10 protein-coding genes are annotated in these 17,938 nt (G+C 36.1%); 9 read left to right on the top strand and 1 reads right to left on the bottom strand.

The window, feature by feature from the left end; translation table 11 throughout:
- Nucleotides 1-354: 354 nt before the first annotated feature.
- From ACIQ2X_RS00910 to ACIQ2X_RS00880, 7 genes are all read left to right on the top strand, one after another.
- Nucleotides 355-870 (top strand): PH domain-containing protein, encoded by a 516-nt coding sequence (locus ACIQ2X_RS00910; RefSeq protein ID WP_396176987.1) that lies wholly within the window; start codon nt 355-357, stop codon nt 868-870.
- Nucleotides 870-2,375 carry a PH domain-containing protein gene (locus ACIQ2X_RS00905; protein WP_396176986.1) on the top strand — a complete coding sequence of 502 codons (1,506 nt, stop codon included), beginning with the start codon at nt 870-872 and terminating at the stop codon, nt 2,373-2,375. Before ACIQ2X_RS00910 ends, ACIQ2X_RS00905 begins: the two co-directional genes overlap by 1 nt.
- Nucleotides 2,376-2,419: 44 nt before the next feature.
- A complete protein-coding gene (menA, locus tag ACIQ2X_RS00900; RefSeq protein WP_396176985.1) occupies nt 2,420-3,394 on the top strand; it encodes a 1,4-dihydroxy-2-naphthoate octaprenyltransferase in 975 nt (324 codons plus the stop codon).
- A gap of 98 nt (nt 3,395-3,492) precedes the next feature.
- Nucleotides 3,493-4,170 (top strand): metal-dependent hydrolase, encoded by a 678-nt coding sequence (locus ACIQ2X_RS00895; protein WP_396176984.1) that lies wholly within the window; start codon nt 3,493-3,495, stop codon nt 4,168-4,170.
- 125 nt (nt 4,171-4,295) lie between these two features.
- Entirely contained in the window at nt 4,296-5,501 is a 1,206-nt protein-coding gene (locus tag ACIQ2X_RS00890; protein WP_396176983.1) for a tetratricopeptide repeat protein, read from the top strand.
- A gap of 6 nt (nt 5,502-5,507) precedes the next feature.
- Entirely contained in the window at nt 5,508-6,557 is a 1,050-nt protein-coding gene (locus ACIQ2X_RS00885) for an o-succinylbenzoate synthase (RefSeq protein WP_396176989.1), read from the top strand.
- 148 nt (nt 6,558-6,705) lie between these two features.
- Nucleotides 6,706-8,859, top strand: a complete 2,154-nt coding sequence (locus tag ACIQ2X_RS00880; RefSeq protein WP_396176982.1) for a S46 family peptidase — start codon at nt 6,706-6,708, stop codon at nt 8,857-8,859.
- Between the two features lie 57 nt (nt 8,860-8,916).
- On the opposite strand, the gene ACIQ2X_RS00875 is transcribed toward ACIQ2X_RS00880, so the two are convergent.
- On the bottom strand, nt 8,917-15,468 hold the full coding sequence (locus tag ACIQ2X_RS00875) for an MG2 domain-containing protein (RefSeq protein ID WP_396176981.1): 6,552 nt from the start codon (nt 15,466-15,468) through the stop codon (nt 8,917-8,919).
- 158 nt (nt 15,469-15,626) lie between these two features.
- On the opposite strand from ACIQ2X_RS00875, the gene ACIQ2X_RS00870 reads away from it, so the two are divergent.
- Both ACIQ2X_RS00870 and murC read left to right on the top strand, forming a co-directional pair.
- On the top strand, nt 15,627-16,328 hold the full coding sequence (locus ACIQ2X_RS00870; RefSeq protein WP_396176980.1) for a tetratricopeptide repeat protein: 702 nt from the start codon (nt 15,627-15,629) through the stop codon (nt 16,326-16,328).
- Between the two features lie 12 nt (nt 16,329-16,340).
- Nucleotides 16,341-17,693 carry a UDP-N-acetylmuramate--L-alanine ligase gene (gene murC, locus ACIQ2X_RS00865; protein WP_396176979.1) on the top strand — a complete coding sequence of 451 codons (1,353 nt, stop codon included), beginning with the start codon at nt 16,341-16,343 and terminating at the stop codon, nt 17,691-17,693.
- Nucleotides 17,694-17,938 lie beyond the last annotated feature (245 nt).

The following is a 17,938-nucleotide window of genomic DNA, read 5'->3' as shown; positions in this document are numbered from 1 at the left end:
TGACCAAGTAAAGGTTTATTTGTATTTTTGCTACGCCTGAAAATTGCCATATTTGAGATTTTTTGAGAGATTTTTCAAATTAAGGTATTCTCAGGCATTTTTATTCTAAAACTTTCGGATAGTTGTGTTTAAAAATGTATTATTTAATTCAAATCAATTGTATCACTATTACCAGATATTACTTCATTTGTTTCCACTATTTTTTTTAAATAATTTATTTTTAGTCCTATCAAAAAGTCATTTATGTATTCGATTTTCATGCTGTTGTTTTTTTTGTACTTTTACGTAGTAAAATAGGCACTTAATTTTGCAATAGACATTTAATTTAGATAAAGTCAATTACCCTTTTTATTCATGGAACATTTTACCAATACTACCATCGACACCAATCAACTCCCCCAATTTGAAGCAGTTGAATTTCAGAAACTGCAACCCGATTACTGGAAAGTGTTGCTCATCAATCGCGGTCTAGGGCTTCTCATTTTGGGTATTGGTATTGGAGTGGCTACTTATCTCATTGATGAGATTGAATCGGTTGTTCCTTACATTTGGGCAGGATTTTTTGTTCTTGTAATAATCACTTATATAATTTTACGTGTAGCTTTTCGCAAAAAGGGTTTTGCGTTTAGAGAACACGATGTGCTTTTTCGCGACGGTATTATTGCTACAAATACCACGATTATTCCATACAACCGCGTCCAACACGTGGCACTGCATGAAGGTTGGCTGTCGCGTTATTTTGGTTTGGCCAAAGTAGAAATTTTTACCGCTGGTGGAAGTTCGTCGGATATTGAGATTCCTGGAATTGAGAAAGAACACGCCGAAAAAATAAAGCAATTGGTAATGGGCAAAATTCAGCAGCAATTGTAATGGAAGCATCTTTTAATCAGCCACAAAGGCAATCGAAAATTGGAATTTTAGTTGTTTTTCTGTATTCATTACAGCAGGTGGTTCGTGCTTTTTTGCCACTGATTTTAATTTATTTTGTCAAACCAAGCAAGATTAATCCGCTGTACCTTTATTCTTGTATTGTAATTTTCTTATTGCTTCTCGGCATTGTATCTTACTTTCGTTACCGCAATTTTACGTTCTTTATTGATGATAAAAATAACGAGTTCGTAATTAGCGAAGGTATTTTTAACAAAACAAAAACGGCTATTCAACTGGAAAAAATCCAGCAAGTAAATATCAATCAGTCGTTTATCCAGAAAATTATTGGCGTTTATGCCTTGGAAGTTGACACGGCTGGAAGTGCTAAAAAAGAAGGTGCCATCAAAGCCATTTCACATCAATTGGCATTGGCTTTAAAATCACGATTGCTCGATAATGAAAAGAAAATGGGACAAACAGAGGAGTCGCAACTTCATACCGACAACGAAGTGATTGAAGAGCCCAAACCGTTTATCAAAATTGGGTTTCTTACCTTATTAAAAATAGGAATCACTTCCAATTATTTGCGAAGTATCGGACTACTCTTTTTATTTTACAGTACAGTGCAAGAAAATCTTCGAAATTTTTCCGAAAAAGATTACCTCGATGGAAGCCAGTTTGAAGACTTTTTTGAGGCACAAACTATTTTGCGAGGTGTTTTAATTGTTGGAATCGTATTAGTGGTTATCGTTCTAATTGTAAATATTGTGCGAACTATCGTGAAATTTTTTGATTTTACCATTTCCAAACAGAAAGGTTCGTTACTTTTGAGCCACGGTTTGTTCAATACTAAAAGCACGATTATCAAACCCGAAAAAGTGCAAATTACTACCATTACAAGAAACTTTTTTCAGCGAAAAATGGATATTTTGGAGATAAAAATCCAACAAGCCACCAGTAGCGAAGGCGAAGCACAAAAAAATATAATTGAAATTCCAGGATGTAGTGAAAGTGAGAAGAGCGAAATACTAAAACTTATTTTCAATACAATTCCGCAGAAAGGCCTAATGCTCAAACCCAATTGGAGGCGTCTCGTATTTTCGTTATTTCTAGGTATTGCAGTGCCGCTCTCTTTTTATTTAGGCTTCGGATATTACCTCGAACCTTTAGCGTTTGATTATGTTTTTGTAGCAGTTGGTTATACTATCTTTGCAGCGATTGTACTGTTTTTTGGTTACCGAAATAGCCGCCTTTTTGTCAATGAAAATTATATCATTATACAAGGTGGTGCTTGGGATGTAGACAACAAAATTATCGAAATCGACAAAATTCAGGCTTTGACCACCTCGCAATTGTTTTGGCACAAATCGCCCGATATTGGTTCAATAACTATTCACACCGCGGGAGGAGACGTGCATTTCTCGCTGGGTAATTTTACCAAAGTGCAACATTATGTCAATCTTTGGTTGTATACTGTCGAAACCAAAAATGTTAATTGGATGTAAGTCCAAAAAGAATAAATTTAATTAAAAAAAGAAGTAGTAAAAAAATGAAACATTGGATTGAAGCAGCTCGAGTTCGCACATTACCCTTGTCGGTTTCCGGAATTATTGTAGGAAGTATGTATGCTTTGGCATATCCTACTGATAACGTTCTAACACCAACCGAAGTGTTCAATTGGCAACTTTTTGGATTTGCTTTGTTAACCACTTTAGGTTTGCAAATTCTTTCCAACTTTGCCAACGATTATGGCGACGGGATCAAAGGAACGGATAACGAGAATAGAGTTGGCCCTAAACGCGCGATTCAGAGTGGTGTAATTTCAGCCCCAGCGATGAAAAGAGCCATTGTTATTACATCCGTTCTTACGTTTATTTCAGCGGTTTTGTTGATTTATTTCGCTTTTGGAGTCGATTATATTTGGTATTCGCTCATCTTTTTAGTGCTCGGAATTTTAGCCATCATATCCGCCATTCGCTATACAGTAGGAAACACCGCTTACGGCTATTCGGGTTATGGCGATTTGTTTGTATTTGTCTTTTTCGGTTTGGTCAGCACATTGGGTGTCAATTTTTTATATTCCAAACAACTTGATTGGATTTTGGTTTTACCAGCAGTAGCCATCGGTTTTTTGAGCGTAGGGGTTTTAAATCTCAACAATATGCGTGATGTAGAATCCGATAAATTGTCGAATAAAAATACCGTTGTTGTCAAAATCGGAATCGAAGCCGCTAAAAAATACCATTATGTTCTAGTCATTGGAGCGATGATTCTTGTTTTGATTTTTGCCATTTTTATCGATTTCAACAAAGATGTGGAACCCGAAAAATTCAATTTTGACACCTACTTTTTTGTCGTAGCTTATTTTCCATTGATCAGTCATTTAATTACCGTTTATAAAACCAAAAACTCCAAATTACTCGATCCAGAATTAAAAAAATTAGCCATCAGCACCTTTCTACTGTCCATTTTATTGTCGCTGAGTTTGATTTATTTACTCTCTGATTTAGTGGTTAACAGTTAAATCCCAAATCCCAGATGTCAAATCCTCAATTATAAATTTCCTATCCCAACAGCCTCCCTCCTTTGGAGGGGTTGGGGGAGGATTAAATTCCAAATCACATGAAAATAACATTTTACGGTCATGCCTCGTTAGGCATTGAAGTTGGCGGAAAACACATCATCGTAGATCCTTATATTTCGCCCAATCCAAAAGCTTCACACATTGATGTAAGTACTTTGAAGGCCGATTATATTTTAATCACGCACGCCCACGGAGATCACATTGCTGACGTTGAAATCATTGCCAAAAACACAAACGCAACCATCGTTTCCAACGCCGAAATCGCAGGTTATTACGAAAAAAAAGGTTTCACAACCCATCCCATGAACCACGGCGGAAGCTGGAATTTCGATTTTGGTAAACTCAAATACGTCACAGCTATTCACTCCAGTAGTTTTCCAGACGGCACTTACGGCGGAAATCCCGGTGGCTTTGTCATCGAAGGCGAACATAAAAATATTTACATCGCAGGCGATACTGCTTTGACGTTCGACATGCAATTGATTCCGCTTCGCACTACGCTCGATTTGGCCATTTTGCCCATTGGAGATAACTTCACTATGGACCTGGATGACGCAATCATCGCCGCCGATTTTGTAGAATGCGACAAAATTCTGGGTTACCACTTCGACACGTTTGGTTACATCGAAATCGACCACAAAGAAGCCGTTAAAAAATTTTTCGAGGCTGGAAAGGATTTGATGCTACTCGAAATTGGCGCTTCAATCGAACTTTAAAACGTTTAGGAGCGGATGGCTCGGGCTTTTTCGGCAGTCCATATTCCCGCTATCCGTTCTTATTGCCGCCGAAAAAGGCGGCAATACCACTTCTATCGGGGCTATCTGGTAAATTTTTGGCTACTATGAAAACAAACTTTTTTTCTTACATCGTACTTTTTTTCACATTTTCCCTTTCTGCCCAACAAACCGGCTATTGGGATAAAACGCGTGCAACTTCCAAAGAGATTTCGTTAACCGCAGGAGACAGAATTTCAGTAAAATCAGAGGATTTTCCAAAAGGAACTACCGAAATCATTTACCGAATCACCTTGCTTGACGACAACCAACAATTGGCCTCTAGCTTGGTTTCGTTGTTAAAATCTGTTCCCGATCCCTCTGGAATCAGTCAGGGTTCGGCGGGAGCGGTTTTTTTAATGTCCAAAATTTCAGGCGACGATAAATGCACATACGCCTTATTTTCTAACGAAGAAAGTGCCGCAAAATATAAAAATTCAGGCGAAACCGTTGGAGCTTGTTTCGAGCAAAACAATCCTTTGAGCAAGGAAGCCAAATTACTTTCGTTAGAAAATTCCAAATGCCTCAAAGCAAATGCCCAAAACATTTGGTTTGCCTTTGAAAGCAAAAATTGGATTATGAAACAAAAAATTGTACTCGAAATTGTGCCTTGGGTCGATTATAAATTGAGCAAAGGTTGGAGTCAAGAAAATAAAAAATCCATTTTGGATTTGTGTAAAACCTCCGATTTAGCCGAACTAATAGGCAATTCAAATGATTTTTGCGTTTGTATTTTAGATCAATTCACACAGAAATATACGTTTTCAGAATACCAAAAGCTTCTAGCAGTAGAGAAATCAAAAGCTTATCGGGATTTTGGTGCTAAATGCCTAACCAATACTGCCGAAAATCAAAGTATTCTCAACAGTGTTCGCGTCAATTCATTCCAGTATTTCCAGAAAAAAAATTACGACAAAGCCATTCGATTATTACATGTGGGTTTGATTGACAATCAAAACGGAAAAGTAATGGATTACAATGCTTTGGCAACTTATTATATCTATTCAAAACAATTTGGAAAAGCAATTAAATATCTCAAAGAAGCTGAAAAAATGGACGCGTCCGAATTGTTGATTCAACTAAATTTGGCACACGCTTATTTGTTAAACGACCAATTTAGCGAAGCCAAAACCTTGCACAAAAAATACAAGAACCAAAATGTTTCTGCCACCGAAAATTGGAATTCCCGCACAAAAAGTGATTTTGACGAAATGAAAAAAGCGGGACTTGCATCCGAAAATTTTAACCGAATTTTGAAATTAATTCAAGAATAAATCATGATGGTTGCTGCGTATCAAAAATACATCTTGGATTTTAAGCAAGCCTCAGGAACTTCGAGGGGCGTTTTGACACAAAAAGAAACTTGGTTTTTAATTCTTGAAAAAGGAGGTAAAAAAGGCATTGGCGAATGCGGCATCCTTCGAGGTTTAAGCATTGACGACCGACCCGATTATGAAGAAAAACTGCAATGGGTTTGCCAAAATATTCATCTAGGAAAGCAACAATTATACGACACATTAACCGAATTTCCTTCGATTCAATTTGGCGTGGAAATGGCTTTTTTGTCTTTGGAAAGTAAAAATCCATTGGAACTATTTCCATCTGATTTTACAAACGGCAAAAAAAGTATGCTTATCAATGGATTGGTTTGGATGGGCGAACCTGCTTTTATGAAAGCACAAATTGAGCAAAAACTTGCTGAAGGTTTCACATGTATCAAACTCAAAATTGGGGCCATTGATTTCAAAAAAGAACTAGAATTGTTGCAATACATCCGAACACATTTTGACGCCGAAACCATTGAAATTCGAGTCGATGCCAACGGCGGATTTTCTGCGGAAGAAGCGTTGGGGAAATTAAATCAACTGCATCCGTTCGATTTACACAGTATCGAACAACCCATCAAGCAAAACCAAATTTCTGAAATGGCTGATTTGTGTGCAAAAACACCTTTCCCCATTGCTTTGGATGAGGAATTAATTGGTGTTTTTTCGCTTGACGAAAAAGAAAAGTTGCTTCAAAAAATTAAACCGCAGTACATTATTCTTAAACCGAGTTTGATTGGCGGATTTCAAGGTACTCAAGAGTGGATTTCTGTTGCCGAAAAACACAACATCGGTTGGTGGATTACCTCGGCTTTGGAAAGTAACATTGGGTTAAATGCCCTTGCACAATTTACCTTTACGCTTCAATCGGAACTGCCGCAAGGTTTGGGAACAGGAGGTTTGTATACCAATAATTTTGATGCTCCTCTCGAGGTGGTTCAGGGACAATTGTGGTATGATTTAGATTTGAAATGGTCTGTAAATCTGCCAAGTTTTCATTTTTAAATCTCAATTTCCAAAATAAAAGTTAAAAACTACGCAATCGAATTAGTTTGCAATTGAATTTTCAAATCAACTTCGCAAAATAAAGTATATTAGCACCGCCAAAATAGTTTACGAATTTTGACAAAGACTAACAATTTAATTTACACACATGTTTAAAAAAATTATTTTATTCGTTACCCTTTCCATAATGGTAATTCCGGCAACTGTAAAAGCCGATGAAGGGATGTGGTTTTTGATGTTCATTGAACGTTTGAATCACAGAGATATGCAGAAAATGGGACTTCAATTAACTGCAGAAGAAATTTACAGCATCAACAACCACAGTTTGAAGGATGCCATTGTACAATTTAATGGGGGTTGTACTGCTGAAATTGTTTCCAGTCAAGGTTTGGTTTTAACCAATCACCACTGTGGATACGACGCCATCGCTGAATTATCAAGCGAAGAACAAAATTATTTAAAAAACGGTTTTTGGGCTGCGACTCTAAAAGATGAGATGAAACCAAAATCATTGTACGTACGATTTTTTGTTCGTATGGACGACGTTTCAAAACGAATTTTAGGCGTGGTAAATGATAAAATGTCCGAATTGGAGCGCGAGAAAGCAATCAATCAGGAAATCGCAAAAATCCAAAAAGAGAATGACGGAGGTGGAAAATACACCGTTTCTGTACGTCCGTTTTTTCAAGGAAATGAATATTACTATTTTGTGTACCAAGATTATACCGACGTTCGTTTGGTAGGAACTCCTCCAGAAAGTGTAGGAAAATTTGGTGGCGATACCGATAATTGGGAATGGCCACGTCACACGGGAGATTTCTCAATGTTTAGAGTATATGCAGATGCAGAAGGAAATCCAGCAGAGTATTCTACAGATAATGTTCCGTTGAAACCAAAACACCATTTGCCTGTGAGTTTAAAAGGGGTAAAAGAAAATGATTTTGCCATGATCTTGGGTTATCCAGGTAGAACCAACCGTTGGATGCCGGCGGGTGGAATAGAGCAAAACGTGAAGTTTGCTTATCCAGCTTGGGTTGAAGGTGCTAAAACAGGCATGGACAACATGAAAAAATACATGACCAAAGACGAAAAAGTAAACTTACTTTATGCTTCCAAATATGCTTCAACAGCCAATTATTGGAAAAACCGTCAAGGAATGATCGATGCTTTAACCAAATTTGGAACCGCAAAAACCAAAGCAGCTCAAGAAGCGAAGTTTGATAAATGGGCCAACCAGCCATCAAATAAAGCGAAATACGGTAACGCAATTGCAACGGTTAATAAATATTACAATGCAACAAACGAGAAATCAGGTCACGACAGTTACTTGATGCAGTTGTTGCGAACTGCGGCTTACGGTGCAATGCCTGCTAGTTTAGGTAATGGTTTAATCCAATATGCTTCTGAAAATGAAGCTAAAAGATCCGAAATGTTGCCGCGTTTTAATGAAGCACTTGAGGGTTCTTACACAGAGTTTTATGCACCTTTAGAGAAAGATGTTTTAACCGCACAATTAAATTTATATGCTGCAAAAGGTGCTGCTTATGGTTTACCTGCTATGGTAGCCAAACTAAAGGCAGAAAATAACGGTGATTTTACCAAGTTTGTAAACGGTGCTACCGAAAAAAGTATTTTTACAAGTAAAGAAAAATTAGAAAATTACCTGAAAAATCCAGATGCAGAAGTAATTAAAAATGATCCTTTGTATCAAATTTCTTCTGATTTATTGGCACAATATCGTGCGAAATCTCCAGAACTAGCTGCTTTAGAAAACGATTTCCAGAAATCATTTAGAGTTTTGGTAGAAGGTTTAAGAGAATCAAAGTTAAATACCATCAGTTATCCAGATGCAAATTCTACACTTCGTTTGACATACGGAAAAGTGCGTGCTTTGCCAGCGGATAAACGTAACGATGCAAAAATCAATAACTACACAACGATGGACGGAATGGTAAAAAAATACAAAAAAGGCGATGCCGAATTTGATATGCCAACCCGAATCATCGAAATGAACAAAGCCAAAGATTTCGGTCAGTATGCAGATAAAGCGGGTTATATGCCGGTTAACTTCTTAACTGATAACGACATTACAGGAGGAAACTCAGGTTCGCCAGTATTGAACGGAAAAGGAGAACTTATCGGACTTGCTTTTGACGGAAACATTGAAGCAATGGCTGGCGATGTAATCTTTGATCCAAAATTACAACGTACCATCAACGTGGATATTCGTTACGTTTTATGGGTTATCGACAAATATGCCGGTGCCAAACACATCGTGGATGAAATGACGATTGTAAAGTAATTCAATCCTATTTTTACATAAAAAAAACCCGAAAGTGGACGCTTTCGGGTTTTTTATTTACTGTTTGATACTGATTTTACTATTTCCGGAATGAGCGGAGAATTCTGGCGCATACATGCTTTGCAAGGTCGAAATTCCATTATTAAAATCGCCTTTATTGGTAATTCGTAAATCGTATTCTAAAACATAGGTTCCTTTGTTTAAACGATCGAAAAAGAAGTTGGTCGACACATCTTTCGAGCTTTTGTAGTAGCTAAAATTCCCTTTCCATTCGTACGTCGAAGTTACATCAATAGGTTCTAATGCTGAAGCTCGCAAATCTTTAAGGTGGAAAAATTCTAAATCGGATTCGGTTTTTATAATCAGTCGAACGGTTATTAGATCGCCCACTTTTACCGTTTCCTTGTTCAATTCGATTAGTTCAAAACCCTTACTACTGCTGGCTTTTTTATATAGTTTTTTGTCTATGGAAATCGTTCTTATCGAATCTTTTTTGATGTTTTCTAAGGATTCAAAATATTGCCAATAAACGCCGCCGAAACCTTGAGCGGAAGTTTTATTTTCTATCGAAACAGTTGCCATTTTTGGAGAAATTTCCTCGGCATTGTATTGAATTTTCAAATATCCGGTTTGCTGTTCGTCGTCTTTGCGCAACAGTTTTTTGGTAATCAACTTCTCATCACCGATGCTAATTTTGGTATTTTCCTTTAAAGAAACCCAATCGGTTCCTTGATTCATTAAAGCAAAAACAGCTTCTGTTGTTGATTTTGTGGTAGGCCAACGATTGGTTTGTTTGTTTTTAATCAGCCAGACTTTCATCGCGTCAATGATTTCTTTTTTTTGATCTATTTCGGCGAAAGCCTCAATCAATAAAGCTTGTGTCTCAATATTAGAATGAAACCAGTTAGAATTCGATTTGTTTTCAATCCAATGCATGCCGATTTCTTCGTTACTCGAAGCGGTTTCTTTCAAACTTGTGATGATTTTTTTAGCAAAATCTTTTTCGTTAAATCGATGCAAAACTAAAGCCAATATACCTTTTTCGTACAGCGAATAAGTGAGCCAATCTTCCTTACATTGCTTCAACTGTAATTGAATCAATGCATCTACTTTGGTTGGTATCGTATAATTTTTGAGGTAAAAACTTCTTGTGTATAAATAGTTCAAATTTAAAGTGCTAGGACGAACAATTTTTTCTTTTTTGGAATAATGGGAAACAAATTGACGATCCAGATTTGGAATTCCCTTCGAAACAATACTTTTATATTTCAAACTGTCTTCTGGAAATAAAGCATTTAAACGTCCAATTCCTGATAAAATGTATTGCGAAATAAATCGGTTTTCCGTTCCACCATTAAACCAAGGAAAACCGCCACTTGGCAACATTTTTTCTTCTAATTTTTTATACGTTTCAGCATTATTTTCTTTTAGAGTAGACAAATTCATTAAAACAGCCAATCGCTTGTTTTTCTCGTCATCGCTTTCGGCATCTAAAAGCCAAGGCGTTTCAGCTAAAACTATGGATTTTAACTCCTCATTCATTTTCAATTTGGATTCCACCGACTTTTCATCATGCCATTTCTGAAACAATTTCTCAATTTTTGGATTGGAAGCAATAATTTTTGTCGCCAAGCAATTGGCAAAATATTTCGCAAAAATTTGTTCCGAACATTCCTGTTCGTACGCCATCAAGTAGGGAAGCGATTGCAACGCCATCCAAACCGGATTGGAAGTATATTCGAACGTTAAGGTATGATTTTGTAACGTGGATGAGGTATTATTTTTTAAATTTTGCAAAGTAAATTCGCGTTTGGTATTGCCCTTTACCCAAATCGGAATGCTCTCGGTTATCAAAATTTTATCGGTTAAGACGGGTAAAATATTTTCTTCGCCATCGCTTGTGGATCCTGATTTTGCCATCACTTTGTATCGCAAACCTAGGACTCCTTCGGGAACGGTAATCGTCCAGTCAACCACCACGCTTTCTTTGGGTTTACAAGTAAAGACTTTCAAGTTTTTTGAATTCATTGTTATGGAGTCAATTGCGGTATTGGTTGCGGCATCGAATAACAATAAAACGGCATTTCCCGTCTTGATTTCATTGGTCATGTTGACAATTTTGGTAGTCAAATTTATCACGTCTTTTTCACGAACAAATCGCGGCATGTTCGGCATCACCATAATGTCTTTTTGCGAAATAATATCGGTTTGAAAGTAACCTGTTTCTGCTTTTTTATTATGACCGAATAATCGCAAACGCCATTTGGTTAAGGATTCGGGCGAAGTAAAGCTGAAGCTTATATTCCCTTTTGCATCGGTTCTAAGGTTTGGATAAAAGAAGGCCGTTTCGTTGAAATTTGTTCTGGTCTTGACTTGTTCTAAAGCTTTCATTTCGTTTTTGGTGGTAATAATTATGACACCATTTTTTGCTCTATTTCCATAAATGGCTATTCCCGAAGCATCTCTTAAAACAGTAACCGATTGAATGTCTTGTTGATTCAATTTTCTAAATTCTTCTGCAGTAACAGGAATACCATCAACAACAAGAAGAGGATCTGTATTGCCATTAATAGATGATGCACCTCTAATGAACCCGTTAAATTTTGCACTTCCGGGACTTCCTGAACTTGCAATAAAATTGAGCCCTGGCGATTGACCTTGCAGTGATTCAAGAACAGAAACGTTTTTAGTATAAATATTTCCGCGGTAATAATTAAAATCGTCATTTCCATCACTATCATAAACAGCATTATCGGCTACAATTATATTCGCAGTCCCAGTATGTAAAGTTTTTGTCTCAGAGGATACCTGAACCACAACGGATGCTAAAAACACCGCATCTGCTTCTTTCAATTTAATATTTATTTGCTTTTCATTGGAAAATACCGCCGATTTATTTTCAAAACCAAGATAACTAAATACAAGGATTTCTCCTGGAGCCATTTCGATTTTATAACGACCGTCAAAGTCCGTTTGAGTTTCCCGCGAGGTACCTTTTACTACTACACTCACGCCAGGAAGTGGCAGGTCTCCCTCAGTTACAATGCCGTAAACGAATTTAGCATTTGCTGGAATTAAAGCATTTGCCCTAACTTTATTGAGATATCTGTCGCTGATGTATTTGTTTTTAGTGTTAAAACTAAATCCAAACCAATTTATTTTTGGATAAGGAACGTTTGTAGGGTAATATTCTGAACTGAAATATAAATTAGTAAAGCGAATGGTGTTGTCGTACCACTCATTATAATTATAAATAATTTGTGGTCTTGTTTTTCGGTTATAAAAATTATTTATTTTCCAGTTTGAAGTTGCAAATTGATCCAAAGTCATGTCGTACATACTAGCTACAACTTCCGCTTGTAGTTTTGAGTTTTTAAGTACAAACGACCAATTTTCAAGACTCCCAGGTTCGATTTTGTTTCGCATACTTGTGATTTCAAAATCAAGTTGAGTTTTAATTTCTTCTTTACTAATTGTTAGTTCCTCTTCGAAATAGGTGTTTTCCAATAATGTTGAAAAGTGGAAATTTAAGTCGGTTTTGTCATTGCCTTGCTTAGGAATTTTTACGGTTGCAAGACCATTTTTTAACTGTACAACACGTTCTGATATTTTTTGATTGTCATCATACATTCGTGTAGTTACGTACAAATCGGGAAGAACCGATTTGATTTCAAAAACAAAATCATTGCTTTTCGATTCGATTTGTTGCACCACAAATAACGATTCATCCGTTGCTTTTTTATCATTTGTGGTTAAACTGAAATCATTTTCAGTACGGATGGTATTTCCATTTTGATCTTGGGCTTCTAATCTGATTTTGTAACTTGATGTTTCAAAATTATTCAAGAAAGCCAAGTCAATTTCAGTAGATTTTTTGGTATCAAAAGCCATCGTTTTTACTATTTTTTCTTCAACTGCAGTTGCTTTTTCGTCATAAGCTTCAAAGGGAAATAATTTTGTAAATAAATCTTTATCGATGCTATTCAGTTCTGGAAAACGCACTCTTTTTATTAGGAAATTGGGCTGACTGAGTTGCACAAACGCAATGGTACCTTTGGCATTTATTGGGAAATCGTTTAATGTTGTTGCCTTAATTTGCAGTTTATTTTTCTTGCCTTGAATCAATATAGGCGAAATAATCGCATTAAGTTGTAGCATTTCCGCACCAACTTTAATAGAAGTGTTAGCTGTTCTTGTTTCGCCATTTACATCGGTAATACTTACATTGATATAAAAAGTCATCAGTGCAATCTCTTCATTTGATAAGCCTGCTTTTGAAGCATTTAAATTTAGAGTAAAATTGCCCTTTTCATCGGTTAGTATTTCTTTGTTTATTTTGTTTTCATCTTTGTTAAAATTGCCCTTTTTTAATTGAACATTTCGTTCAAGACTGTATGAAACTTTCGCATTCGTCAAATTACTTCCTGCAAATGTTTTGGCGTTTCCTTTCACAGATATAGAATCGCCAATCGTGAAGTTTTCTTTGATTGCATCAAAAGTAATTTCAAATGTAGGACGTTTGTATTCTTCAACTTGAAACGGATATTCTCTTGAATCACTGAAATCAACACGATCCCAAAACGAGTGCTCGTCCTCTTTTTTATTGTAATATTTGGTGTCTGCCTCATAAGTATCAGGTTTTTCAATGGTGATGAAAAAGTTTCCTGTAAAAACATTTTTCGGAATCTCGTATTCGCCCGTAAAGCTTCCAAATTCATTGGTTTGAATGTCAAATTTTTTTACTTCTTCCGAATTGGCATTGTTTATACGTACAGTAACCGTCAAATGAGGAACCACACTTTTTACATTGTTTTTATTTTGAAACAGATAGCCTTTAAAAAATACCTTTTGTCCCGGACGGTAAATCGCTCGATCAAAAAAAACGTTGGCTAGGGCTTCAAACTTTTCGTCGGTTTCATTCGTCTTTTTTTTGGACTTATAATAAGAAGTAAAAAGGGTATCGATGTCCTTTACAAACAAAACTTCGCTGTATAAATCTGATTCTTGGTCGGATAGTCGAAATTCTGCCATCCCGTTTTGATTTGTTTTTTGTGTAGACTCATTATTTTTGATTATCGCGTTTTCAATGGGTTTGCCTGTTTTTCGGTGCAATAAATGGAATACGTCATTGTTGCTTTCTCTTTCTTGAACATAATTTATATTCGAAACTTGTAGGGTTTTATAAGCAAAAGCTTTTTTCGGATTGTTGCGATTATTTTTGGTTTCGAAAAACAATAAATAGGAGCCTACTTCTAACGGTTCCATCACTAATTCTGTAGAATATTCAAAATAATCAGTCTTGTTTGGTAACGTTTTTACAACTGAATTTAAAGGTTCATTTTTTTCGATAAAACTGAATACTATCGAATCACGATCAAGTTGTTTGTTTTGAGATGTCCTGTAATAACGATCGCCAATATCTATTTTTTTTAGAATTTCGATTGGAATTTTGTAATAACTTACTTGCAGCGAATCGATATTTTTAAATTCTACAAAAGCCCGGTAATTTTGTTGGGGATAAATTTCGGACGGAATATTTAATGTGAGTTGTTTTCTCAGAATGCGTTCTTTCAAACTTTCGGCATTGGCTTTTGCATTGGGATTTTCTCTTTGATTTAAAATCGTATCAATCATAGAAAGCACTTCAGGATAATAATTCTTTTTGCTTTCTTTTGAAGTTAACGAAGCATAAAATTTGGTAAAATCAACCTTGATGTCCTGACGTAAATAATTGCTCTTTACTTTTTTTTCTAAAAGAGACAGTTCAATAAAGTAATTTTCTTTGTCGGCTATAATTTTAGAAAACAATTGCATCCGATTGTATTGCAAAGTGTGAACAGTTTTTAGGTTGTTTTTTAAGCCGTATTTTTCGTTGTTTTGCAATATTTGAATGCCCTTTTTAAGGTTTTCAATCGATAAAGTGTCCATATTAGCTTGAACAAATACTTCCGAAGTGGTAATTAATTTTTTTACTAAATCTTGATATTTTTTGTCGCTCAAGACGTACAAATTTTTAAAATAATGACTAATTACTTTTGGTTGTAAAAAATCATAAACGCTCATTTTCGCTGCATTTGTATAAGGCGAAATTTCGAGAATGGAGGAGAATTTTTCAATGCCGGTATTGCGTAACTCGTTTTCGTCTTTTAATAAAGATGCGTAAGTGAGGTCAATTTCTTTTTCAAAATCGTTACCCGTCCAAGTTTTGAAATCGACAGATTCATTCGTTGCTAAATCGGTTAATTTGTTGATAGCATAACGATTGTTTTGGTAGTAACTTTCTAAAATAGAAGCATAAATAGAATTTAGAATTGCTTTTTTACTTCCTTTTGATTCGTCGATTTCTGTCTGCAAATTTTTAATCACATTCGAATGGTAATTCTCGTTTCGAACCTGCAAAAATTTGGATTGATAGAAAAAACACTTGATAATTTGATCTTCGAAATTTTTGCGTTTTGCTTTTTTATAAATTTCATTTACTTTATCGTGAGCGGACGTAATTTTGCCATCCAATTCAAATTGAATCACTTCCCGCCATTCCGATTTAAAATCTTGAGCAAAAATTAGCGAAAAAGAAAAGCATAAAACAATTGTTAAAAAACATTTCATGGATACAAGTTTTTAATGGATAAGAGGAGAAAATTCCGAAAAAGGTTGGGACAAGTCGAAACTTTTTTTCTGTTAGGCAAAATACAAAAAATTGTGACAACCATAAACGGTTAATCATTTTTAAAAACGAAACATTATTTAAAGTCAATTTAGTATTTTTGAAACAAATATATTTGATGCACCACTTCATTCTTTTATTACTTTTAATTCCTATGCAGTATTTTGCAAATGATTTCAAAAAGGCCGAACAACTTTTTCAGCAGGGAAAATTTGCTTTGGCCAAACCCATTTTTGAAAAAATTGTAAAAAGTGATGCTAAAAATTACAAAGCCATTGAATACCTTGGCGACATTGCTGGTCATGCCAAAAACTGGAACGAAGCGATCAAATATTACGAAAAGTTAAAAAAAGCCGACCCGAAGAATGCCAATTACCACTACAAATACGGTGGGGTTTTGGGCATGAAAGCCAAAGAAGGAAGCCGATTTGCAGCCTTGGGATTGCTAGACGATGTGGAAAATGCGTTTTTAACCGCGGCTAAATTAGATGCCAAACACATTGACACCCGTTGGGCTTTGGTCGAATTTTATTTGCAAGTCCCAGGAATTTTGGGCGGAAGCGAAAAAAAAGCACAAAAATATGCGGATGAATTAGTGGTCATTTCTCCCGTGGACGGTTATTTGGCGCGTGGCCATATCCAGGAATATTTCGGTCGCTATTTAAAAGCAGAACCCGAGTATAAAAAAGCTTTTGAAATCGGTCAGTCGAAAACAACGTACCAGAAATTGTATAATTTGTACAAAAATAAATTGAATCAATCCAAGAAAGCTGCCGCTCTAGAGCAGGCTTTTGAAAAATAAAAATACCTAAAAATGCGAACTCATTTTATAGCAATTGGCGGAAGTGCCATGCACAATTTAGCCCTTGCCTTGCACCAAAAAGGCGATTATGTAACGGGAAGCGACGATGCTGTTTTTGAACCATCCAAAACACGACTGGCAAAAAAAGGTTTGTTGCCCGACGAAATGGGTTGGTTTCCAGAAAAAATTACCAAGGATATTGATGCCATTATTCTCGGGATGCATGCCAAAGCCGACAATCCTGAATTACTGAAAGCCCAAAAGTTAGGGCTGAAAATTTATTCTTATCCAGAGTTTTTGTTCGAACAATCCAAAAACAAAACCCGTGTGGTTATTGGTGGTTCGCACGGAAAAACTACAATTACGTCGATGATTTTGCACGTGATGCATTACCACAATATTGCCGTAGATTATATGGTTGGAGCCCAACTCGAAGGCTTTGATACGATGGTACATTTGACTAAAGAAAATGATTTTATCGTTTTGGAAGGCGACGAATATTTGTCATCACCCATTGATCGACGACCGAAATTTCATTTGTATCAACCCAATATCGCTTTGATTTCTGGAATTGCTTGGGACCATATCAACGTGTTTCCGACCTATGAAAATTATGTAGAACAGTTTGAAATTTTTATTCAAAAAATTACCAACGGCGGCATTTTGGTCTATAATGAGGACGATTCAGAGGTGAAAAGAGCAGCTGAATCCGCAACAAATCCGATACGGAAAATTGCCTACAAAACGCCAGAGTATACCGTGGAAAACGGGGTAACTTTACTTGAAACTCCAGAAGGACCCATGCCCATTGAGGTTTTTGGAGCCCACAATTTAAATAATTTGGCTGGAGCCAAATGGATTTGTCAAAATATGGGCGTCGATGAAGCCGATTTCTATGAAGCCATTGCCACTTTTAAAGGCGCTTCGAAACGGTTAGAAAAAATTGCCGAAACCAAAACAGCGGTTGCCTACAAAGATTTTGCACATTCACCAAGTAAAGTAAAAGCAACGACACAAGCTGTAAAAGCCCAATATCCGAATAGGCAATTGGTAGCATGTTTGGAATTGCATACGTACAGCAGTTTGAATGCCGAATTTTTAAAAGAATATGAAGGAGCTCTTGATGCAGCTGATATTGCAGTGGTTTTTTATTCGCCTGATGCAGTAAAAATTAAGCAATTAGAAGAAGTCACTTACGACCAAATTTCGAAAGCTTTCAACCGAAATGATTTGATTATTTACACCAATCCAACCGATTTTAAAGGTTTTTTGCACGAACATAACCTCAAAGAAAGTGCCTTGTTGTTAATGAGTTCTGGGAATTATGGGGGTTTGAATTTTGATGAAGTCCAAGGTTTACTTTAAATTGAAAATTCTGGAAATGTATAAAAATCGCTTTCATTGGAGGCGATTTTTATTGGTCTCGAATTTCAGTTAAATGTATGTACTTTAGTGCCATTTCCTTTCAGGCACTAAAAGTGTTTACCGCAAATTTGCAAATTATTTTATGCTTTTAAGTTTGTAATTTGCGAATTTGCGGTTTTTATATGTTTTCAAACTTGCAGACTTTAAGTCTGACAACCAAATTTATGGACTTTCAATCCTAGTGG

The sequence above is a fragment of the Flavobacterium sp. genome, assembly GCF_044368625.1.
Lineage (GTDB): Bacteria > Bacteroidota > Bacteroidia > Flavobacteriales > Flavobacteriaceae > Flavobacterium.
This window is presented reverse-complemented; position numbering and strand designations above follow the sequence as displayed.

Coding starts and splice junctions, on each gene's coding strand:
- ACIQ2X_RS00910 (WP_396176987.1), top strand. CDS start 355: ATGGAACATTTTACCAATACTACCATCGACACCAATCAACTCCCCCAA.
- menA (WP_396176985.1), top strand. CDS start 2,420: ATGAAACATTGGATTGAAGCAGCTCGAGTTCGCACATTACCCTTGTCG.
- ACIQ2X_RS00875 (WP_396176981.1), bottom strand. CDS start 15,468: ATGAAATGTTTTTTAACAATTGTTTTATGCTTTTCTTTTTCGCTAATT.
- ACIQ2X_RS00880 (WP_396176982.1), top strand. CDS start 6,706: ATGTTTAAAAAAATTATTTTATTCGTTACCCTTTCCATAATGGTAATT.
- ACIQ2X_RS00905 (WP_396176986.1), top strand. CDS start 870: ATGGAAGCATCTTTTAATCAGCCACAAAGGCAATCGAAAATTGGAATT.
- ACIQ2X_RS00885 (WP_396176989.1), top strand. CDS start 5,508: ATGGTTGCTGCGTATCAAAAATACATCTTGGATTTTAAGCAAGCCTCA.
- ACIQ2X_RS00895 (WP_396176984.1), top strand. CDS start 3,493: ATGAAAATAACATTTTACGGTCATGCCTCGTTAGGCATTGAAGTTGGC.
- ACIQ2X_RS00890 (WP_396176983.1), top strand. CDS start 4,296: ATGAAAACAAACTTTTTTTCTTACATCGTACTTTTTTTCACATTTTCC.
- murC (WP_396176979.1), top strand. CDS start 16,341: ATGCGAACTCATTTTATAGCAATTGGCGGAAGTGCCATGCACAATTTA.